Source organism: Rhodopseudomonas sp. (genome assembly GCF_013377015.1).
Lineage (GTDB): Bacteria > Pseudomonadota > Alphaproteobacteria > Rhizobiales > Xanthobacteraceae > JARJEH01.
Genome location: NZ_JACABA010000002.1, coordinates 466,909 through 484,971, shown reverse-complemented (window position 1 = coordinate 484,971; position 18,063 = coordinate 466,909). Strand labels below are relative to the sequence as shown.

Genomic DNA, 18,063 nt, shown 5'->3' with positions numbered 1-18,063 from the left:
CCCACGTTTCCGTGTTCGGGGTTCAGGCGCTGCGTAGCGCGCCGCCGGCGGCGGGTTGCTCGATCAGGCTGACCGCCGGCGACAGCAGGATCACCAGCGCCTGCGCGGCGAAGCCAAAGACCGCGAGATAGAGGCAGATCTCGGCGCCCCAGATGCCGCCAATCAGCGCGCCGAGCCCGGCGCCGACCGGCCGCGCGCCATAGCTCATGATGTTGATTGCCGAGACCCGGCCGAGCAGCTGCGGCGGCGTCACCGCCTGGCGCAGCGTGGTGGTGCTGATCACCCACAGGATCGGACCGGCGCCGAGCAGGAAGAAGCTGAGGGCCGCGAGCGCCGGCGAGGGGATCAGCGTGGTCAGCGCCATCACCAGCGCGGCGACGAAGCCGGTGACCGGGCCGAACCCGACCACGACGCCGAACGGCAGCCGCCGCATCACCCGCGTCGCCAGCAGCGCGCCCACCACCATGCCGGCGCCATACATCGACAGCGTGACGCCGATGCCGGTCGCCGACAGGCCGAGACGCCGCACCGCATAGGGCACGAACACCGCCAGGATCAGGAACGAGGCGGTGTTGAAGATCAGCTGGGTGATGAACACTGGCCGCAGCAGCGGATGGCTGGCCACGAAGGATGCGCCCTCGACGACGTCGCGCCACGGATGGCGCGGCGGCGCCGGCGCTCGTGTCGGCTCGTCGATGCCCGCGAGTAGAATCACCGCGGCGATCGACAGCGCGGCGGCGACGCCAAAGGCCGACGCCGCGCCGAGCCATCCGACCAGCACGCCGCCGAGCGCGGGGCCGCTGGCGAAGGCGATGGTGCGGGCGAGTTCAATCCGCGCATTCGCCGCGGCCAGCGAGCGCGGCGGCACCAGCGCGGGCACGAGCGCCGGCGCGGCGACGCTGTAGACCACCGTGCCGCACACCGCGACGAAGCCGAGCAGCGCCAGCATCGGAAGGGTCAGCGCGCCGATCCCAATCAGCCCCAGCACCCCCAGCAGCGCGACGGCCCGCAGCGCCTCGGCGCCGGCCATCAGCCAGCGCCGCGAGATCCGGTCGGCGAGCAGGCCCGCGGGAATTGCGAACAGCACGAACGGCAGGGTCAGCGCGGTCTGCAGCAGGCCGGTTTGCGCTTCGCCGACCCCCAGCAGCAACACCGCGACAATCGGCGCCGCAGCCAGCGCGATCTGCTCGGCCGACTGCGCCGCCAGATTCGACCACGCCAGCCGCGCGAAGCTCGGCGGCAACAGGTCAGGATGCGGCTGGGTCATGGGTGGCTCCTCGGGCGCGACGCTGCCACCATGGACTGCGTCGCGCGCCGGCAAGCCACCCGGTTCCCGTATCCGGAGCGCGAAAGCGTCCGCCGGCTGCGTCGGATCAAGGAATACCGCCGGTGGATCGGGTCAGACTGGGCCGCGATTCGGGGCGACGGACAGGATTTTGCTTCATGCACATGCAAGTTAGTTGCATTAAGCTCGATCATCCGCCAGATTGTGGACATGGATGCGAGAACTCCCGGTTTGAACCCTGAATTGCCTCCACCGTCGCTGGACGGCGGCTGGCGCAGCGCGCGCGGCGAGCCGTCACTGTCCGGGATGTTTGGCTCGGTGCCGACCGCGCGTGGCGGCTCGTTCTGGCGCAAGCTGGTGGCGTTCCTGGGGCCGGGCTATCTGGTCGCGGTCGGCTACATGGACCCCGGCAACTGGGCGACCTCGCTCGCCGGCGGCTCGAAATTCGGCTACGCGCTGCTCACCGTCGCGCTGCTCTCCAACGTGATGGCGATCGTGCTGCAATCGCTGTGCACGCGGCTCGGCGTCGGCTCCGGCCGCGATCTGGCGCAAGCCTGCCGTGACGCCTATCCGCGCTGGGCCTCGCTGCCGCTGTGGCTGTCGGCGGAAATCGCCATCACCGCCACCGATCTGGCCGAAGTGATCGGGACCGCGATCGGGCTCAATTTGCTGTTTCACATTCCGCTCGAGATCGGCGTGATCATCACCGCCGCCGACGTGTTCCTGGTCCTGGCGCTGCAGGCGTTCGGGTTTCGCTGGATCGAGGCCTTCGTAGTGGCGCTGCTCGGCGTGATCGCGGCGTGCTTCGCGATTCAGATCGCGATGGCGGATCCGAACTGGGGCGAGGTGATCCGCGGCTTCGCGCCGACCACGCAAATCCTGCGCAATCCGGAGATGCTGTATCTGGCGTTGGGAATCCTGGGCGCCACCGTGATGCCGCACAATCTGTATCTGCATTCCGGGCTGGTGCAGACCCGCGGTTATGGCGACAGCGTTCCGGAGAAGCGCGAGGCGATCAAGCTCGCCACCATCGATTCCACCATCGCGCTGTGTCTGGCGCTGACCATCAATGCCTCGATCCTGATTCTCGCCGCGGCGACCTTCCACAGCGCCGGCAAGACCGACGTCGCCGAACTCGATCAGGCCCACGCGTTTCTGGCACCATTGCTCGGCTCGGCGCTGGCGCCGACGCTGTTCGGCATCGCGCTACTATGCTGCGGGCTGAACTCCACCATCACGGCGACGCTGGCCGGGCAGGTGGTGATGGAAGGTTTCATCCAGCTCAAGATTGCGCCGTGGCTGCGGCGGATGATTACCCGGATGATCGCGATCGTGCCGGCCGTCGTGGTCACGATCTGGGCCGGCGAGAAGGCCACCGGGCAATTGCTGATCCTCAGTCAGGTGGTGCTCAGCCTGCAACTGCCATTCGCGGTGGTGCCGCTGGTGCTGTTCACCGCCAGCCGCGCCAAGATGGGCGTGTTCGTGGCGCCGCGCTGGCTCACCGCGGTCGCCGCGCTGGTGGCGGCGATCATCATCGCGCTGAATGCCAAGCTGGTGGTGGACTACGTCGCGGGTTGATGCGGCGAGCAGTGCTGCGCAACGAGAACAACCGTCACCACCCGCGAAAGCGGGTGGCCCAGTATTGTAGAGCGAGTGTAATCAATCGAGATGCTGCGGCGTACTGGATCCCCGCTTTCGCGGGGATGATTGCATCCACCGGCGATGCGCCGAGCTATCGCCGCGACGGCCGCTACTCCCACGGCTCCGGATGTTCGCCCTCGGCGTCGACGCGGAGCCAGCCTGATGGGGCGAGCCGCTGCTGCGGCAGGTAGCGGCCCTTGTAGTCCATCTTCTGCGAGCCTTCGATCCAGTAGCCGAGATAGACGTAGGGCAGGCCGAGCCGGCGGGCGCGGGCGATGTGATCGAGGATCATGAAGGTGCCGAGCGAACGGTGTTGCTCGGACGGCTCGAAGAACGAGTACACCATCGACAGCCCGTCATTGAGCACGTCGGTCAGCGCCACAGCCAGCAGGTCGCCGCCGCGGCCGGTGATGCCGGTGTCGATATTGCGCTTGCGGTATTCGATGATCCGGGTTTCGACGTGGCTGTCCTCGACCATCATCGCGTAGTCGAGCACGGTCATGTCGGCCATCCCGCCGTTGCGGTGGCGCTGGTCGAGATAGGCGCGGAACACCGAATACTGCTCCGAGGTCGGCACCGCGCTGCGCAGCTCGCCGACGATGTCGGCGTTACGCGCCATGTTCTTGCGCAGATTGCGCGAGGCCCGGAACTCGCCGGCGATCACCCGGACCGAGACGCAGGCGCGGCACTGGTCACAGGCCGGTCGATAGGCGATCGACTGGCTGCGCCGGAATCCGCCATGGGTGAGCAGATCGTTGAGCTCGCCAGCTTTGCCGCCGACCAGATGGGTGAACACCTTGCGTTCGTGCCGCCCGGGAAGATACGGGCAGGGCGAGGGTGCCGTCAGATAGAACTGCGGGGTGTCGCGCGAGTGCTGTGTCACGTCGGTCCGTCAACCTCCAGGCTGGCACAGCATCGCCCCGCGAATCGCGGCGGTCAATCGCTTTGCGGGCTCAGTACGAGCGCGCCGGAAGCTGGACCGCGGCGTTGATCACCACGGTTCCCAGCACGATGTCGTGCAACAGCCGGCGGCGGCCGTTGAACAGACCGACCAGCAGCACGAACGGCGACAGCATCGTGATCGAGATCCAGAACAGCACCGCATGCACCGCGCCGAGCACGAAGTAGCTCGGTTCGCCGAACCAGGTGCGCATCTCCAGCCCCATCACCCGCATCCCCATGGTTGCCGAATAGGGGCCGCCGAGCGACGCGCCATAATAGATCAACGCCCAGATCACCGACGCCGGCGATACCAGCCAGAACAGCGTCCAGCCCAGCCCGAGCGTGACGACGCCGAACACCGCGATGAACACCACCGCCAGAATCACCGGGATCGCCAGCACCACGAGGTCGATCAGGAACGCCAGCACCCGCTTGGTGAGGACGCCCTGAAACAGTTCCGGAGACAGCCACGGGTCGAACGCCGGCGGCCGGACGTCCGCGCCGTCGCCGCGCCAGCCGCCACGCGAACCATATTCAGACATGACCGTTGCTCCCTGAAAGTGCCGAACCCAGATATCGAACCATGGCTCGACATGGAGACGGCCGCGGCCCGGTACAAGGCCACGGCCGCATTACAAAGAAGCAATCAACCCGGCGTTAGGGCCGGACTCTCAGGTCTGCGCCCGCAGCTTCTCGGCGGCCTGCGGCGCGAAATAGGTCAGCACGCCGTCAGCGCCGGCGCGCTTGAAGCCGAGCAGGCTTTCCATCATCGCCCGCTCGCCGTCGATCCAGCCATTGGCGGCGGCGCCGGCGATCATCGCGTATTCGCCGGACACCTGATAGGCGAAGGTGGGCACCGCGAAGGTGTCTTTGACCCGGCGGATGATGTCGAGATAGGGCATCCCCGGCTTCACCATCACCATGTCGGCGCCCTCGGCGATGTCGAGCTCAACCTCGCGAATCGCCTCGTCGGAATTGGCGGGGTCCATCTGGTAGGTGCGCTTGTCGCCGGTCAGCGCCTTGGCCGAGCCGATCGCGTCGCGGAACGGGCCATAGAATGCCGAGGCATATTTCGCCGCATAGGCCATGATCTGGACGTCGAGGAAGCCGGCCTGGTCGAGGCCTTCGCGGATCGCGGCGACGCGGCCATCCATCATGTCGGACGGCGCGATGATGTCGCAGCCGGCCTCGGCCTGAACCAATGCCTGCCGCACCAGCACCGCGACGGTCTCGTCGTTGAGGATCTTGCCGTTCGCGATCAGCCCATCATGGCCGTGGCTGGTGAAGGGATCGAGCGCCACGTCGCACAGCACGCCGAGATCGGGGAATTCCTTCTTGATGGCGCGGACCGTCTGACACACCAGATTGTCGGAATTGGTCGCCTCCGAGCCATGCTCGTCGCGCAGCGACGGTTCGGTAAAGGGAAACAGCGCGATGCAGGGGATGTTCAGCCTGGCGGCGCGCTCGGCGTCGCGGACCACCTGGTCGACGCTGAGCCGCTCCACCCCGGGCATCGACGCCACCTGGACGCGCTGGTTGTTGCCGTCGATCACGAACAGCGGCCAGATCAGGTCGTCGGTGGTCAACACGTTCTCGCGGATCAGCCGGCGCGCCCATTCCGCCTTACGGTTCCGCCTCGGACGGACCACCAGGTCGAGTGACGGGGCGGCGGGGGGGCGCTGGTCGCGCATTTCGATGGGGCGCCCGAATTTGATCGCCATTGTTCCAACACTCCCTGCAGGCAGTCCAATTTTAATGTGTTCTAGAGTAGCACCATGCCATTGTCGCGTCACCGCAGTCTTGATTTGCCGCAATTGTCCGGGCCGCGTCGCCGCAGCTGGGCGATTGATTTTGCGGGGCCGCCGGGTCAAGACTCGGCTGGAGATTCCGGTCCACCGCCTCCCGATCACCCCATTGAGCCCTGAAACGCATGTCTGAGACCCCATCGCGCGAACCATCGCCGCGGGACCGTGCGATGTCGGTGGCGGCGATTTCCTCGGAACGCGCCGACAACCACGACAACGACTGGACCCAGCGGCTGGTGCTGTTCCTGCGGGTGATGGCGGTGCTGTCGGTGATCAAGGGGCTTTACCATTGGGCACAGATCACTGGATTCATAGGCGGCGAGGACGACGCCTTCGAAAGCCAGGCGATGGCTTGGCAAACCGCCACGGTGTATTTCGCGGTGATCGAACTGGTCGCCGCGGTCGGGCTGTGGCTGGCGACGCCGTGGGGCGCTGTGGTCTGGCTGACGACCGTGGTGTCGATGGCGGTGATCGAGCTGATGTTTCCCGCCATCTACGGCGGCAGCCTGGTGATCGTTTCGATTGAAGCACTGCTGCTGGCGGCGTATCTGGCGCTGGCATGGATGGCGGCGCGGGAACGGCCGCCATAGGATTTTGGACCGCTCAGAGCCTCCGCTAGAAGGCTGCGCGGCGAAGGGGAGGGCATCATGAATCAGATCAATCAATTGCACTGCGGCGGAACCGGCGGTGGCCTGATCGTCAACGCGGTGGCGCGCTATGGCGACCGGCCGGCAATCGCCGACGGCAATCTGCGCTGGAGCTACCGCGAATTCGGCGAGGCGGTCGGCCGCTTCATCAGCCTGTTCCGCGCCGTCGGCCTGACCAAGGGCGATGCCTTGTCGATCCTGTCCGGCAACCGCGCCGAATCCTGGGCGGCGATTTCGGCCGCGATGGTGATGGGCCTGCGCTACACGCCGCTGCATCCGATGGCGGCCGAGGACGACCATGCCTTCATCATCGAGGACGCCGAGATCGACGCGCTGATCGTGGAGAGCGGCAAATTCGCCGAGCGCGGGCTGGCGATCCGGCGCCGGGTGCCCGGCCTGAAGCATCTGCTGTCGTTCGGATCCGTCGACGGCGCCCGCGACCTGCTGGCGGGCTTCGCCGAGGTCACGCCGGAGCCGCTGGTCGACGACAGCGCGACCGGTGAGATTGCCTGGCTGGCCTACACCGGCGGCACCACCGGCCGCTCCAAGGGCGTGATGATCCCGCATCGCGCGCTGACCACGATGGCGGTGCTGCTCTATGCCGATTGGGACTGGCCGGCCGAAATCCGCTTTCTTGCCGCCACCCCGATCAGCCACGCCGCCGGCGTCACCGTCTATCCGGTGATGATGCGCGGCGGCTTCGTCCGGCTGGTGCAGGGCTTTGAGACCGAGTCCTATTGCCGTGTCGTTGAGGAAGAGAGGATCACCGCGGCGTTCCTGGTGCCGACGCTGATCTATGCACTGATCGACGCGCCGGCGGTCCGCGCCAAATACGATCTGAGCTCGCTGGACATGATCGTCTATGGCGCGGCGCCGATGTCGCCGGACCGGCTGCGCGAGGGGATGAAGATCTTCGGTTCCGTCTTCGTGCAGCTTTACGGCCAGACCGAAGCGCCGCAATGCATCACCACGATGCGCAAGATCGATCACGATGATAGCAAGCCCGGCCGGCTCGGCTCGTGCGGAAGGCCGAATCCGCTGGTCGACGTCAAGCTGTTCGATTCCGACATGCGCGAGGTCGGCGTCGGCGAGCCCGGCGAAATCTGCGTTCGCGGCACGCTGGTGATGGACGGCTACTGGAAACGTCCGGAGGCCACCGAAGAAGCGTTCCGCGGCGGCTGGCTGCACACCGGCGACGTCGCGGTGAAGGACGCTGAGGGCTATCTCTATATCGTCGACCGCACCAAGGACATGATCATCTCCGGCGGCTTCAACATCTATCCGCGCGAAGTCGAGGACGCGTTGATGGCGCATCACGCGGTCGCTTCCGCCGCCGTGATCGGCGTGCCCGACGACAAATGGGGCGAGGCGGTGAAGGCCTTCGTGGTGCTGAAGCAAGGCGCCAACAACGACGCCGCGGAATTGCAGGCGCATGTGAAGCAGAAGCGCGGCGCGCCGTGGTCGCCGAAGACCATCGACTTCGTCGACGCGATTCCGGTCACCGGGCTTGGCAAGATCGACCGCAAAGTGCTGCGCGCGCCATATTGGGAAGGCCGGTCGCGCGGCGTCGCGTAAAATTCGACGACAATTGTCGCGGTCGGGAAGAAATTCGACGCGGTAAGATTTGAGTCACCCTAACGCGGTGGTCACACCTGTTACGCGAATCTTTCGAATTCGAACGATGTTGTATTCGAATGTGACAGGTCGCCAGACGAAGCGTGAACAGAGCCCTCCAAACGTGAATCGGAGGTTGCGAAAAGCCCTTTATTCGCGGGCTTAATCGGCGATTCACTGTCTTAAATTCATGATCTCTTTATTGTCTTATTTAAGCGGATGTTCAAACGGCCCCATTAAGTTGGCGATATCAGGCGGAACACAAGTTTCGTCGAATAAGTCGATAAAAACGACAACAGGGGTTCGTCATGATCAAAGCCGTAGCCACGGCGGCGGAAGTCGCTGCACCTGCATCCGGACACGCGCCGGTGCAGCCGCTCTATCTCGAGGCGTTGACCTTGGTGGAGCGGCTGCATCGCCGCCTGCTCGACGTCATCAAGGACGAATTCGACCGCCGCGGCCGCGCCGATATCAATTCGGTGCAGGCGTTGCTGCTCTACAACATCGGCGACAAGGAACTGACCGCGGGCGAGCTGCGCACGCGCGGCTACTACCTCGGCTCCAACGTCTCCTACAATCTGAAGAAGCTGGTCGAACTCGGTTTCCTCGATCACCAGCGCTCGCGGGTCGATCGCCGCTCGGTGCGGATCAGACTCACCGCGCAGGGCCAGGAGATCCGGCACATCGTCGACGCGCTGTATCAGAAGCACGTCCGCACCGTGGAGCAGGTCGGCGGCATCTCCAACGACGAATTCGCCACGCTGAACAAGTCGCTGCATCGGCTGGAGCGGTTCTGGACCGACCAGATCCTGTACCGGCTCTGAGCTCCTTAGTTTTCGGGAGCGCGCAAAGGACCGCCGGCGGGGCAAACCCGATCGGCGCTGCCCGAACGAGGCAGCCACGCGCGCTCCCCAAATTGTCGCGCCCCTTTGTTGCATCGATCGGCCTTCCTCGCGGGAGGCCGACTTTTTTGCGTCGCCGCCAAAACCGGGTTTTGGGTGGAACTTTTCGGGCCCTGCGTGCTTGTCACATCACAGCGGAGGAGGATGCCATGTTGGTCGAACGTGGAGTGCGGGTGATGAATGTCGACGTGATCGGCAAGGCCTATGACATTGCGGCGGACTATCTGCGCCGCACCGGCGTGATTCCCGATCATTCGGCGACCAACGACGCGTTGCTGGAATGCATCGTGCAGACGTTCCAGCGCGGCGAAACCAACCAGATACGGCTCGCCAACAAGGCGATTGTGAAATTCGAAACCGCGCGGATCATCGCGGCCTGAACCAACGAGGACTTGCATGAAAGCCGCCATCGACCGCGTGATCCAGACTTACGGCCTTCTCACCAGCCGCGAGGCCGCCGCAGAGGCGCAGCCGAAGCTGGAGAATTACATCCGCACACTGTTCGAAGCCGGCGAGACCGACGACAATCGATTGACGGTGTGCGGTCTGGTTTACCTGCGTGAGCGCGACGGCAGCCACGATCCGGTCAAGGCCGGCTATACCGGGATGTGAGGCGAGGCGGTGCTGGACTGACGTTAGCGCGCGAGATTGCGCACTTCGCCGTCCCACTGTTTTCGTCGTTGCCGGGCTTGACCCGGCATGACGCAGAAAATCTGTCTGCGCCTGGCGTCATCCCGGATTCAAATTTCAAACAGCCACAATTCGCTCACGTCCTCGCAGTCTCGCGACTCCGTTGAGCCCGAGCTTTGCTAACGCCGCCCCGAAACATGAGGGGCGGGGGCGCGCCACTAGGCGCGGGAATGGAGCGTCGCAATCGGCTTGAGCCGATCGCGCATCGCCTTGCGGCGCGCCCCGCAGGCGGCGTCCAGCCGGCCTGCCATTGCGCGGCGATTTTGGGCCTCGGGACCGTGCTTCCGGGTACAGGCGCGAGCCCCACGACCCGCTGATCCGGGCGGATTTCCCGCCGTTCACCTGTGCCGCGTCCAGCCAACGAACAAGTGGCAGGCTCTCGTAGTGGAGCCGGATGGCGACCCAAGGCCTCCCGGGTGATGCTGGCGAGGCATCGGCGCGGGACGCCGCATCGACCGCGCCGGAATTCCTCCGTTGCGGCCAGCCCTGGCGGGTTGCCCCGCGTTGGCTCTGTCCCGCTTCAAGAACGCCTCCGGAAGCGCCCCTCATGGACAGGACATTAGGAATATAGTCCATCGTCACAATCCGGTCAATCCGAATCTTGCAGACGCGTCGAAATTCGGCGCTAAAAGCCTTTCCGGGATTCGAATACGGCGGAGCGGACCATGGTGGACAAGCAGGCGATGCGCGAGGAGGCCGAACGGCTGATGCGCGAGGCGATGGCGAAGAAGAACCTCACGGTGAAGCAGGGCGACACAAGGATCATGGCGACCTGCGGCAAATGCGGCGCTGAGAACAAGGTCAAGGCGCCGCGCGGCGAAACCCGGGTCAAGTTCACCTGCAAGGAATGCGGCGTGGTGCAGACGACGATTTGAGGGGGGTAGGATAAGCCGGCCCGAAATCTGGGGGAGGATTGTGACCGAAGAATACTCTACGCTTTCTTCAGATAGTTGATAGCCTATTATTCTTGAAGGTTTCGTTCTCTAGCTCTTTGGTAGCAAGATGATTTCTGATAAAGACACTTTGACCGCAATTCACAGAACGCTAATCGGATTCAACAAGAGAGCAGAGCGGTCCTCCAATGACTTATTGGTGGCAACTTTTGTTGATTCTGCGCCCCTGTACGACTTGCTTTCGACGTCGAACAATCAAGTAATTTATGGGAGGCGCGGCACTGGAAAGACACACGCACTGAAATTTCTAGCTGAGAATGTAACGAAACTTGGCGACCTGGCAATTTATCTAGATTTGCGTTCAATTGGATCAAATGGATCCATCTACAGCGACTCCTCTAAGGGGCTTTCGGAGCGGGCGTCGGTTCTTGTTGTTGATGTTCTGCGAGCCATTCATGATGAACTATTCCAGCTCGCTGTGGCTCAAATTGACGGCGCCATCAATCCTGAGCAGATTACTATGCGGATTGATGATTTAGCCGCCTCAATTTCGACCGTGCAGATTAGTGGATCTGTCGAATCTGAGGACAAAGAGGCGAGGTCAAACGATGCGCGAGCTCGCGCATCTATAAAGCTCAATCCCAAAGAGGGGTTTGCTGCAGAGATTGGTGCCGATTCGAATCGGAGAATTTCCGAAGATCACTCAACAAAGAGGAGTGGAAAGGAACGTATCCATCTGAACTTCGGCAGCGTGATGAACGCTCTGGCCGGACTCTTGCAGGTGCTTGGTCAGAGCCGGGTCTGGTTATTGATCGATGAGTGGAGCGAAATTCCTATAGATTTGCAGCCCTATTTGGCTGATCTCTTGCGAAGGACGGTTCTTCCGGTCGGGACAATCACGGTCAAGATTGCCGCGATAGAACACAGATCGAATTTTGCAATTTTGGAGGCCAGGGGCGAGTACGTTGGAATCGAGCTGGGAGCAGATATGTCTGCCGACCTAAATCTTGACGATTTCCTTGTGTTTGAAAACAATCAATTGAAGTCGACGAATTTTTTCAAGAATTTGATCTTCAAGCACTACAGTACGAGCGATGGCGCGTTGCCGGAGATTGATACTGCTGATAAACTTGTCCAAATTGCTTTTACACAAACTCCAGTATTTGAAGAATTTGTACGCGCTGTCGAGGGTGTCCCACGCGACGCTCTCAATCTTGCTGCGAAAATCGCAACCAAAGCGTTCGGACAAAAGGTGGCCGTGCAGCACGTGCGAGGAGCAGCTCGGGACTGGTATCAGCAGGACAAAGCATCGGTCATTCGTGGCAACGAACGACTGGCCAATTTGCTCGATCATGTCATCGACGAGGTGATTGGAAACAGAAAGGCGAGGGCGTTTCTCTTTGCGAGCAACGCGCGTGACAGCAGGATCGATCAATTGTTTGATTCGAGGCTTCTTCACATACTGAAACGGAACATCTCATCAAACGATGAGCCCGGCGCGCGATACGATGTCTACAAGATTGACTATGGCTGCTACGTCGACCTGATTAATACAAACAAGATGCCCGAAGGCTTGTTCTTCGCAGATGAGGCTGGTGAGGAGAAGTTCGTCGAGGTACCGAAAGATGACTATCGCTCGATTCGAAGAGCCATCCTGAAGATATGAGCGATACTTGACGGGAATTTGTTGGCCCCTTTCGGAAAGCTTACCCACCATGCTCACCCTGCACCACCTCAACGACTCCCGCTCGCAGCGCATCCTCTGGCTGCTGGAGGAGCTTGGCGCGCCGTATGAGTTGAAGCGTTATGAGCGCAACGCGACGACGCGGCTGGCGCCGCCGGAGTTGAAAGAAGTGCATCCGCTCGGCAAGTCGCCGGTGATTGTCGACGGCGACATCACGCTGGCGGAGTCCGGGGCGATCGTCGATTACATCATCCGCCGATACGGCAAGGGCGCGCTGCGGCCGGACGAGGGGACGCGCGAGTTCGAGGCCTATCAGGAATGGCTGCATTACGCCGAGGGCTCGGCGATGCTGCCCTTGATGCTCAACCTCTATGTCGGCCGGCTGCGCGAGGCCGGTGCGCCGCTGCATCCGCGGATCGACAGCGAGATCGCCAACCATCTGTCCTATGTCGAGGGCGCGCTCAACGGCCGCGACTTCTTTGTCGGCCAGGCGCTGACCGGCGCCGACACCATGATGATCTTCGTTGCAGAGATGGCAAAAGTGTTCGGCAAGCTGCCGGCCTATCCAAACCTCGATAGCTGGCTCAAGCGGATGCATGCCCGGCCGGCGTTCCAGCGTTCGATCGAAAAGGGCGGCGCCTACCGCTTCGCCGCCTGAGCGGCCGTGGCCCGCCCGCCGCGCCGGAACTGCCGGTATCCCCCACATCTTGCCTAAATCGAACGCCCAACCCGCAAAACCTTGGCCAGCGCGGCCCGATATGGTATGGCCCCTGCGCCGCTTCCGACCGCACCAGATGACCGCCCGCACCCCGCGCTAAGGGCCTGCGGCGGTGGAGACATTTCGCCATGAGCAGCTCAGCCAAGACCCAGTCCGCCCCCGACTCCTTCTTCTCCGCCTCGCTGGAACAGGCCGATCCCGAGATCGCCGCCGCGATCAAGGGCGAACTCGGCCGCCAGCGCCACGAGATCGAGCTGATCGCCTCCGAAAACATCGTCAGCCGCGCCGTGCTCGAGGCGCAGGGCTCGGTGATGACCAACAAATATGCCGAGGGCTATCCGGGCAATCGCTATTACGGCGGCTGCGAATTCGTCGATGTCGCCGAGAATCTGGCGATCGAGCGCGCCAAGAAGCTGTTCGGCGCCGGTTTCGCCAATGTGCAGCCGAACTCCGGCAGCCAGATGAACCAGGCGGTGTTCCTGGCGCTGCTGCAGCCCGGTGACACCTTCATGGGGCTGGATCTGGCCGCCGGCGGCCATCTCACCCACGGCTCGGCGGTCAACATGTCGGGCAAGTGGTTCAAGCCCGCGCATTACACGGTGCGGCGCGAGGATCAGATCATCGATATGGACGCGGTCGCCAGGCAGGCCGAGGAGGTCAAGCCGAAGCTGATCATCGCCGGCGGCTCGGCCTATTCGCGGGCCTGGGACTTCAAGCGGTTCCGCGAGATCGCCGACAGTGTCGGCGCCTATTTCCTGGTCGATATGGCGCATTTCGCCGGCCTCGTTGCCGGCGGCGTCCACGCCAATCCGGTGCCGCATGCCCATGTCACCACCACCACCACGCACAAATCGCTGCGCGGGCCGCGCGGCGGCCTGATCCTCAGCAATGACGAGGCGCTGGCCAAGAAGCTGAATTCGGCGATCTTCCCCGGCCTGCAGGGCGGCCCCTTGATGCATGTGATCGCCGCCAAGGCGGTGGCGTTCAAGGAAGCGCTGCAGCCGGACTTCAAGATCTACGCGAAGAACGTCGTGGAAAACGCCAAGGCGCTTGCGGAAACGCTGCGCGCGGCTGGCTTCGACATCGTCTCCGGCGGCACCGACAACCATTTGATGCTGGTCGATCTTAGGCCGAAGGGCCTGAAGGGCAACGTCTCCGAAAAGGCGCTGGTCCGCGCCGGCATTACCTGCAACAAGAACGGCATTCCCTATGATCCGGAAAAGCCCTTCGTCACCTCCGGCATCCGGCTCGGCACCCCGGCCGCGACCACCCGCGGTTTCGGCGTCGCCGAGTTCAAGCAGGTCGGTAGCTTGATCTCCGAAGTCCTGAATGCCATTGCGCAATCTGCTGACGGATCGGCCCCGCTGGTGGAAGCCTCGGTGAAGGAGCGGGTCAAGGAGCTGACGGGCCGCTTCCCGATCTACCAGTAAGGGCCGCGAGATGCGCTGCCCGAGCTGCAACAGTCTTGATACCCAGGTGAAGGACTCTCGGCCCACCGAGGACTCCGCCGTGATCCGGCGGCGCCGGGTCTGCATGGCCTGCAATTTCCGCTTCACCACCTTCGAGCGGGTGCAGCTGCGCGAACTCACGGTGATCAAGCGCAACGGCCGCCGGGTGCCGTTCGACCGCGACAAGCTGGTGCGCTCTCTGCAGATCTCGCTGCGCAAGCGGCCGGTCGAGCCGGAGCGGGTCGAGAAGATGGTGTCGGCGATCGTGCGTGAGCTGGAAAGCGGCGGCGAGGCGGAGATCTCCTCGGAGACCATCGGCGAGATCGTGATGGATCATCTGCGCAAGCTCGACGACGTGGCTTACGTCCGCTTCGCCTCGGTGTATCGCAATTTCCGTGAGGCCAAGGATTTCGAGGCGGTGCTGGGCGAATTGTCCGGCGACGACGAGACCCGGCCGGCGCTGGTCCGCAAATGATCTTCCGGATTTTGGAGGATCAGTACGCGGAAAAAGCCAAAGCCGGCAAAGCCGCCGACCAGCGCTTCATGCAACTGGCACTGACGCTGGGCCGCCGCGGGCTCGGTCGCACTTGGCCCAATCCGGCGGTCGGTGCGGTGATCGTCAAGGACGGCGTCATCCTCGGCCGCGGCTGGACGCAAGCTGGCGGCCGGCCGCATGCCGAAATCGAAGCGCTGGCGCGCGCCGGCGACGCCGCGCGCGGGGCCACGCTTTATGTGACGTTGGAGCCGTGCTCGCATCACGGCAAGTCGCCGCCCTGCGCCGACGCGGTGATCGCCGCGGGCATTTCGCGCGTGGTGTCGGCGATCCAGGATCCCAATCCGGAGGTGGCCGGGCAGGGCCACGCGCGGCTGCGCGCCGCCGGCATCGTGGTCGATGTCGGGCCTGGCGCGGCCGAAGCGGCGCACGATCATGCCGGGCATTTTCGCCGCGTCCGCGACGGCCGGCCGCATGTGATCCTGAAGCTCGCGGTGTCCAGTGATGACCGGATCGGCGCGGCCGGCGGCCAGCCGGTAGCGATCACCGGCGCGGCGACGAAAGCGCGGGTGCATCTGCTGCGCGCGCAATGCGACGCCATTCTGGTCGGAATCAGAACCGCTTTGGCGGATGATCCGCTGCTAACCTGCCGGTTGCCGGGCATGGAGAAGCAATCGCCGGTTCGGGTGGTGCTGGACCGCGCGCTGCGGCTGCGCGGCGACAGCCGGCTGGTGCATTCGGCCCGCGAGGTGCCGCTGTGGCTGATGACATCCAACCTCGCCGAGCCCGCTGCCGTGGCGAAACTCGGCGCCGCCGGCGCGCAGGTCATCCGCGTTCCCACCACCGCCGCGGCTCCGGGGCTGGACCTCGCCGCGGTGCTGCGCGCGCTCGCCGACAAGGGCATCACCCGGCTCATGGTCGAAGGCGGCGCGCGGGTGGCGGCGTCATTCGTCGCTGCCGACCTGGTTGACGAGGTCTGGCTGCTGCGCGGGCCGGCGCCGATCGGCGAGGGCGGCGTCGATGCGCTGGAGGGCCTGCCGCTCGCCGCGATCACGGCATCGCCGGCCTTGAAATTCCATGCGAGCGAAACGCTCGGACCCGATACCCTCACGATTTACGGACGCGCATAATGTTCACCGGCATTGTCACGGACGTAGGCGAGATTGTAGCCCTGACGCCGACCGCGCAGGGCAGCCTGCACCGGCTGCGCATTGTGTGCAATTTTGACCGCGCCAGCATCGCTGATGGCGCGTCGATCGCCAGCAATGGTGTTTGCCTGACCGTGGTCGGCTCCGGCGTGGAGGGCGGCAAGACCTGGTACGAGGTCGATGCCGGCGCGGAGACGCTGGCGATGACCTCGGCCAAGCACTGGAAGGTCGGCACCAGGCTCAATCTGGAACGTGCGCTGAAGATCGGCGACGAGCTCGGCGGCCACATCGTCACCGGCCATGTCGACGGCATCGCCACGGTCACGCGCCGCGACGAACTGCCGGGGATGGCGCGGTTTCACCTTTCCACCACCCGCGAACTGGCGCGCTTCATCGCCACCAAGGGCTCGGTGACGCTGGACGGCGTGTCGCTGACGGTCAACAGCGTCGACGATGTGGCGTTTTCGGTACTGATCATTCCGCACACGCTGAGCGTCACCACGCTGGGCGGCTGGCAGGCCGGCAGCGAGGTCAATCTCGAAGTCGATCTGATGGCGCGCTATGCCGCGCGTTTGAGCGAGATGAAATAAGCCGCAGCGGCGATTTGATTCCTTGGCTTTCGCCGCCTGCGCGCCTAGAACCCTGCATCCAACAATTTGGCAGTGACAAACGATGGCAGACGCGCGACGCGCCCAGTTGCAGGATCAGACCGATATTGCGGGCGCGCGCGTCCTGATCGTCGAGGCGCGGTTCTACGACGACATCCAGGACGCGATGCTGGAAGGCGCGCTGGCGGAGCTGAGAGCCGCCGGCGTCACCCACGACATCATCACGGTGCCGGGCGCGCTGGAAATTCCCGCCGCGATCGCGATCGCGCTGGATGCCGCGGAAGCCAACAACAGGCCCTATGACGCGGCGATCGCGCTCGGCTGCGTGGTGCGCGGCGATACCATCCATTTCGAGATCGTCTCGATGGAATCCTCGCGCGCGCTGATGGATCTGGCCGTCGCGCGAAAGTTTCCGCTCGGTAACGGCATCATCACCGTCAACACCGACGCGCAAGCCTGGGCGCGCGCCAAGGCCAGCGAGCTCAACAAGGGCGGCGACGCCGCGCGCGCGGCGCTGGCGATGCTGCGGATCAAACGCCGTCTGGCGAAGGGCTAAGCGGCGTCATGGCTGATATCAAGAAGATCCAACCCAAGATCGGGCCCAAGAGCGGCGACCGGAAGGCCAATCGGCGCGGCGCGGCGCGGCTGGCCGCGGTGCAGGCACTATACCAGATGGATATCGGCGGCGCCGGCATCAACGACATCTTCGCCGAATTCGAAAGCCACTGGCTCGGCAACGAGGTCGAGGGCGAGCAATATCTTCCGGCCGAGCAGGCGTTCTTCCAGGACATCGTGTCCGGCGTGGTGCGCGACCAGGGCAAGCTTGACCCGCTGATCGACGACGCGCTGTCGAAGGGCTGGCCGCTGGCGCGGATCGACGCGATTTTGCGCGCGGTGCTGCGCGCCGGCTCTTACGAACTCGAGCACCGCAAGGACATTCCGGCCCGGGTGGTGGTGTCGGAATATGTCGACGTCGCCCACGCCTTCGTCGAGAAGGACGAGACCGGCATGGTCAACGCGGTGCTGGACCAGATCGCCCGGCAGTTCCGCGCCGAAGAATTTGCCGCACGGAGCACCTGACCGGCGACGCGTCGGAACGACGCTGGACCGGGGGCGATCGATCTATTTGCGCCGGAGCGCTGCGGCCGCCATCGGCAACGCCAGCATCAGCAGATAGTACAGATAGACGTCGAGCTTGTAGTAGCCATCGGGCGGCGCGAGCAGCTTGACGATGAAGGCGTAGTCGCAAACCACCGCGATCACGCTCCAGCCGATCCCGAGCAACAGCGCGTCGCGCCATCGACTGACTCGCACCCATCGCCAAAGCACCAGACAGGTCGTCGCGATCCCGAACGGCATGACGTACCATCCGATCAGCGCCACCGGCACCAAGGCGTAAAACGCGAAGCCGAGCAGATAGCCGACCAGCCACAGCAGCAGGCCCCAGACCAGCACGTCGCGGATCAGGAATTTTGTCGTCATCGCGGCAGGGTAGTCCAAGCGAACGCGCCGGTCGTTGATCAATTCGTCGCGTTGCGGCGGGAT

The 18,063-nt window shown here is 64.1% G+C and carries 20 protein-coding genes; 15 read left to right on the top strand and 5 right to left on the bottom strand.

Annotated elements, in window-relative coordinates:
- Positions 1-22 precede the first annotated feature (22 nt).
- A complete protein-coding gene (locus HXX15_RS10650) occupies positions 23-1,267 on the bottom strand; it encodes an MFS transporter (protein WP_296515875.1) in 1,245 nt (414 codons plus the stop codon).
- A gap of 228 nt (positions 1,268-1,495) precedes the next feature.
- On the opposite strand from HXX15_RS10650, the gene HXX15_RS10645 reads away from it, so the two are divergent.
- Positions 1,496-2,863, top strand: coding sequence for an Nramp family divalent metal transporter (locus HXX15_RS10645; RefSeq protein WP_296515873.1), 1,368 nt, complete (start codon positions 1,496-1,498; stop codon positions 2,861-2,863).
- Between the two features lie 172 nt (positions 2,864-3,035).
- On the opposite strand, the gene HXX15_RS10640 is transcribed toward HXX15_RS10645, so the two are convergent.
- The 3 genes from HXX15_RS10640 to hemB all read right to left on the bottom strand — a co-directional run bounded on the left by HXX15_RS10640 (position 3,036) and on the right by hemB (position 5,589).
- Entirely contained in the window at positions 3,036-3,809 is a 774-nt protein-coding gene (locus HXX15_RS10640; RefSeq protein ID WP_296515871.1) for an arginyltransferase, read from the bottom strand.
- A gap of 70 nt (positions 3,810-3,879) precedes the next feature.
- On the bottom strand, positions 3,880-4,410 hold the full coding sequence (locus HXX15_RS10635; protein WP_296515869.1) for an RDD family protein: 531 nt from the start codon (positions 4,408-4,410) through the stop codon (positions 3,880-3,882).
- 129 nt (positions 4,411-4,539) lie between these two features.
- Positions 4,540-5,589 (bottom strand): porphobilinogen synthase, encoded by a 1,050-nt coding sequence (gene hemB, locus HXX15_RS10630; RefSeq protein WP_296515866.1) that lies wholly within the window; start codon positions 5,587-5,589, stop codon positions 4,540-4,542.
- Between the two features lie 209 nt (positions 5,590-5,798).
- Between hemB and HXX15_RS10625 the strand changes: the two genes are divergently transcribed.
- The 14 genes from HXX15_RS10625 (at position 5,799) to nusB (ending at position 17,598) form a co-directional block, all read left to right on the top strand.
- Positions 5,799-6,263, top strand: a complete 465-nt coding sequence (locus HXX15_RS10625; protein ID WP_296515863.1) for a DUF6163 family protein — start codon at positions 5,799-5,801, stop codon at positions 6,261-6,263.
- A 66-nt stretch (positions 6,264-6,329) separates the two neighbouring features.
- Positions 6,330-7,895, top strand: coding sequence for an AMP-binding protein (locus HXX15_RS10620; protein WP_366558590.1), 1,566 nt, complete (start codon positions 6,330-6,332; stop codon positions 7,893-7,895).
- Between the two features lie 347 nt (positions 7,896-8,242).
- The gene (locus HXX15_RS10615) at positions 8,243-8,758 is read left to right on the top strand and encodes a MarR family winged helix-turn-helix transcriptional regulator (protein WP_296515858.1); all 516 of its coding nucleotides are present in this window, start codon (positions 8,243-8,245) and stop codon (positions 8,756-8,758) included.
- Positions 8,759-8,985: 227 nt separating this feature from the next.
- Positions 8,986-9,216 (top strand): hypothetical protein, encoded by a 231-nt coding sequence (locus tag HXX15_RS10610; protein ID WP_296515855.1) that lies wholly within the window; start codon positions 8,986-8,988, stop codon positions 9,214-9,216.
- Positions 9,217-9,232: 16 nt separating this feature from the next.
- Entirely contained in the window at positions 9,233-9,448 is a 216-nt protein-coding gene (locus HXX15_RS10605; protein ID WP_296515853.1) for a hypothetical protein, read from the top strand.
- 746 nt (positions 9,449-10,194) lie between these two features.
- Positions 10,195-10,401, top strand: coding sequence for a hypothetical protein (locus HXX15_RS10600; protein ID WP_296516904.1), 207 nt, complete (start codon positions 10,195-10,197; stop codon positions 10,399-10,401).
- 127 nt (positions 10,402-10,528) lie between these two features.
- Complete coding sequence (locus tag HXX15_RS10595; RefSeq protein WP_296515850.1) at positions 10,529-12,085, top strand: hypothetical protein; 1,557 nt, start codon at positions 10,529-10,531, stop codon at positions 12,083-12,085.
- 49 nt (positions 12,086-12,134) lie between these two features.
- Positions 12,135-12,761: a glutathione S-transferase gene (locus HXX15_RS10590; RefSeq protein ID WP_296515847.1), complete on the top strand. Its 627-nt coding sequence runs from the start codon at positions 12,135-12,137 to the stop codon at positions 12,759-12,761.
- A gap of 188 nt (positions 12,762-12,949) precedes the next feature.
- Positions 12,950-14,251, top strand: a complete 1,302-nt coding sequence (gene glyA, locus HXX15_RS10585; protein ID WP_296515845.1) for a serine hydroxymethyltransferase — start codon at positions 12,950-12,952, stop codon at positions 14,249-14,251.
- Between the two features lie 10 nt (positions 14,252-14,261).
- The gene (gene nrdR, locus HXX15_RS10580) at positions 14,262-14,744 is read left to right on the top strand and encodes a transcriptional regulator NrdR (protein ID WP_296515842.1); all 483 of its coding nucleotides are present in this window, start codon (positions 14,262-14,264) and stop codon (positions 14,742-14,744) included.
- Positions 14,741-15,892: a bifunctional diaminohydroxyphosphoribosylaminopyrimidine deaminase/5-amino-6-(5-phosphoribosylamino)uracil reductase RibD gene (gene ribD, locus HXX15_RS10575; protein WP_296515840.1), complete on the top strand. Its 1,152-nt coding sequence runs from the start codon at positions 14,741-14,743 to the stop codon at positions 15,890-15,892. Before nrdR ends, ribD begins: the two co-directional genes overlap by 4 nt.
- Entirely contained in the window at positions 15,892-16,500 is a 609-nt protein-coding gene (locus HXX15_RS10570) for a riboflavin synthase (RefSeq protein WP_296515839.1), read from the top strand. The genes ribD and HXX15_RS10570 overlap by 1 nt, the downstream gene beginning before the upstream one ends.
- A gap of 82 nt (positions 16,501-16,582) precedes the next feature.
- Positions 16,583-17,074: a 6,7-dimethyl-8-ribityllumazine synthase gene (gene ribH / locus HXX15_RS10565; protein WP_296515836.1), complete on the top strand. Its 492-nt coding sequence runs from the start codon at positions 16,583-16,585 to the stop codon at positions 17,072-17,074.
- An 8-nt stretch (positions 17,075-17,082) separates the two neighbouring features.
- Positions 17,083-17,598, top strand: a complete 516-nt coding sequence (gene nusB / locus HXX15_RS10560; protein ID WP_296515834.1) for a transcription antitermination factor NusB — start codon at positions 17,083-17,085, stop codon at positions 17,596-17,598.
- 42 nt (positions 17,599-17,640) lie between these two features.
- Here the strand turns inward: nusB and HXX15_RS10555 are convergent, their stop codons facing one another.
- Complete coding sequence (locus HXX15_RS10555; RefSeq protein WP_296515832.1) at positions 17,641-18,018, bottom strand: hypothetical protein; 378 nt, start codon at positions 18,016-18,018, stop codon at positions 17,641-17,643.
- Between the last annotated feature and the right edge of the window lie 45 nt (positions 18,019-18,063).

Excerpts from the sequence above, each read along its gene's own strand:
- ribH (WP_296515836.1), top strand. The coding sequence starts at position 16,583 with ATGGCAGACGCGCGACGCGCCCAGTTGCAGGATCAGACCGATATTGCG.
- HXX15_RS10625 (WP_296515863.1), top strand. The coding sequence starts at position 5,799 with ATGTCTGAGACCCCATCGCGCGAACCATCGCCGCGGGACCGTGCGATG.
- nusB (WP_296515834.1), top strand. The coding sequence starts at position 17,083 with ATGGCTGATATCAAGAAGATCCAACCCAAGATCGGGCCCAAGAGCGGC.
- nrdR (WP_296515842.1), top strand. The coding sequence starts at position 14,262 with ATGCGCTGCCCGAGCTGCAACAGTCTTGATACCCAGGTGAAGGACTCT.
- hemB (WP_296515866.1), bottom strand. The coding sequence starts at position 5,589 with ATGGCGATCAAATTCGGGCGCCCCATCGAAATGCGCGACCAGCGCCCC.
- HXX15_RS10645 (WP_296515873.1), top strand. The coding sequence starts at position 1,496 with ATGGATGCGAGAACTCCCGGTTTGAACCCTGAATTGCCTCCACCGTCG.
- ribD (WP_296515840.1), top strand. The coding sequence starts at position 14,741 with ATGATCTTCCGGATTTTGGAGGATCAGTACGCGGAAAAAGCCAAAGCC.
- HXX15_RS10595 (WP_296515850.1), top strand. The coding sequence starts at position 10,529 with ATGATTTCTGATAAAGACACTTTGACCGCAATTCACAGAACGCTAATC.
- HXX15_RS10615 (WP_296515858.1), top strand. The coding sequence starts at position 8,243 with ATGATCAAAGCCGTAGCCACGGCGGCGGAAGTCGCTGCACCTGCATCC.
- HXX15_RS10570 (WP_296515839.1), top strand. The coding sequence starts at position 15,892 with ATGTTCACCGGCATTGTCACGGACGTAGGCGAGATTGTAGCCCTGACG.
- HXX15_RS10650 (WP_296515875.1), bottom strand. The coding sequence starts at position 1,267 with ATGACCCAGCCGCATCCTGACCTGTTGCCGCCGAGCTTCGCGCGGCTG.
- HXX15_RS10590 (WP_296515847.1), top strand. The coding sequence starts at position 12,135 with ATGCTCACCCTGCACCACCTCAACGACTCCCGCTCGCAGCGCATCCTC.
- HXX15_RS10610 (WP_296515855.1), top strand. The coding sequence starts at position 8,986 with ATGTTGGTCGAACGTGGAGTGCGGGTGATGAATGTCGACGTGATCGGC.
- HXX15_RS10635 (WP_296515869.1), bottom strand. The coding sequence starts at position 4,410 with ATGTCTGAATATGGTTCGCGTGGCGGCTGGCGCGGCGACGGCGCGGAC.
- glyA (WP_296515845.1), top strand. The coding sequence starts at position 12,950 with ATGAGCAGCTCAGCCAAGACCCAGTCCGCCCCCGACTCCTTCTTCTCC.
- HXX15_RS10605 (WP_296515853.1), top strand. The coding sequence starts at position 9,233 with ATGAAAGCCGCCATCGACCGCGTGATCCAGACTTACGGCCTTCTCACC.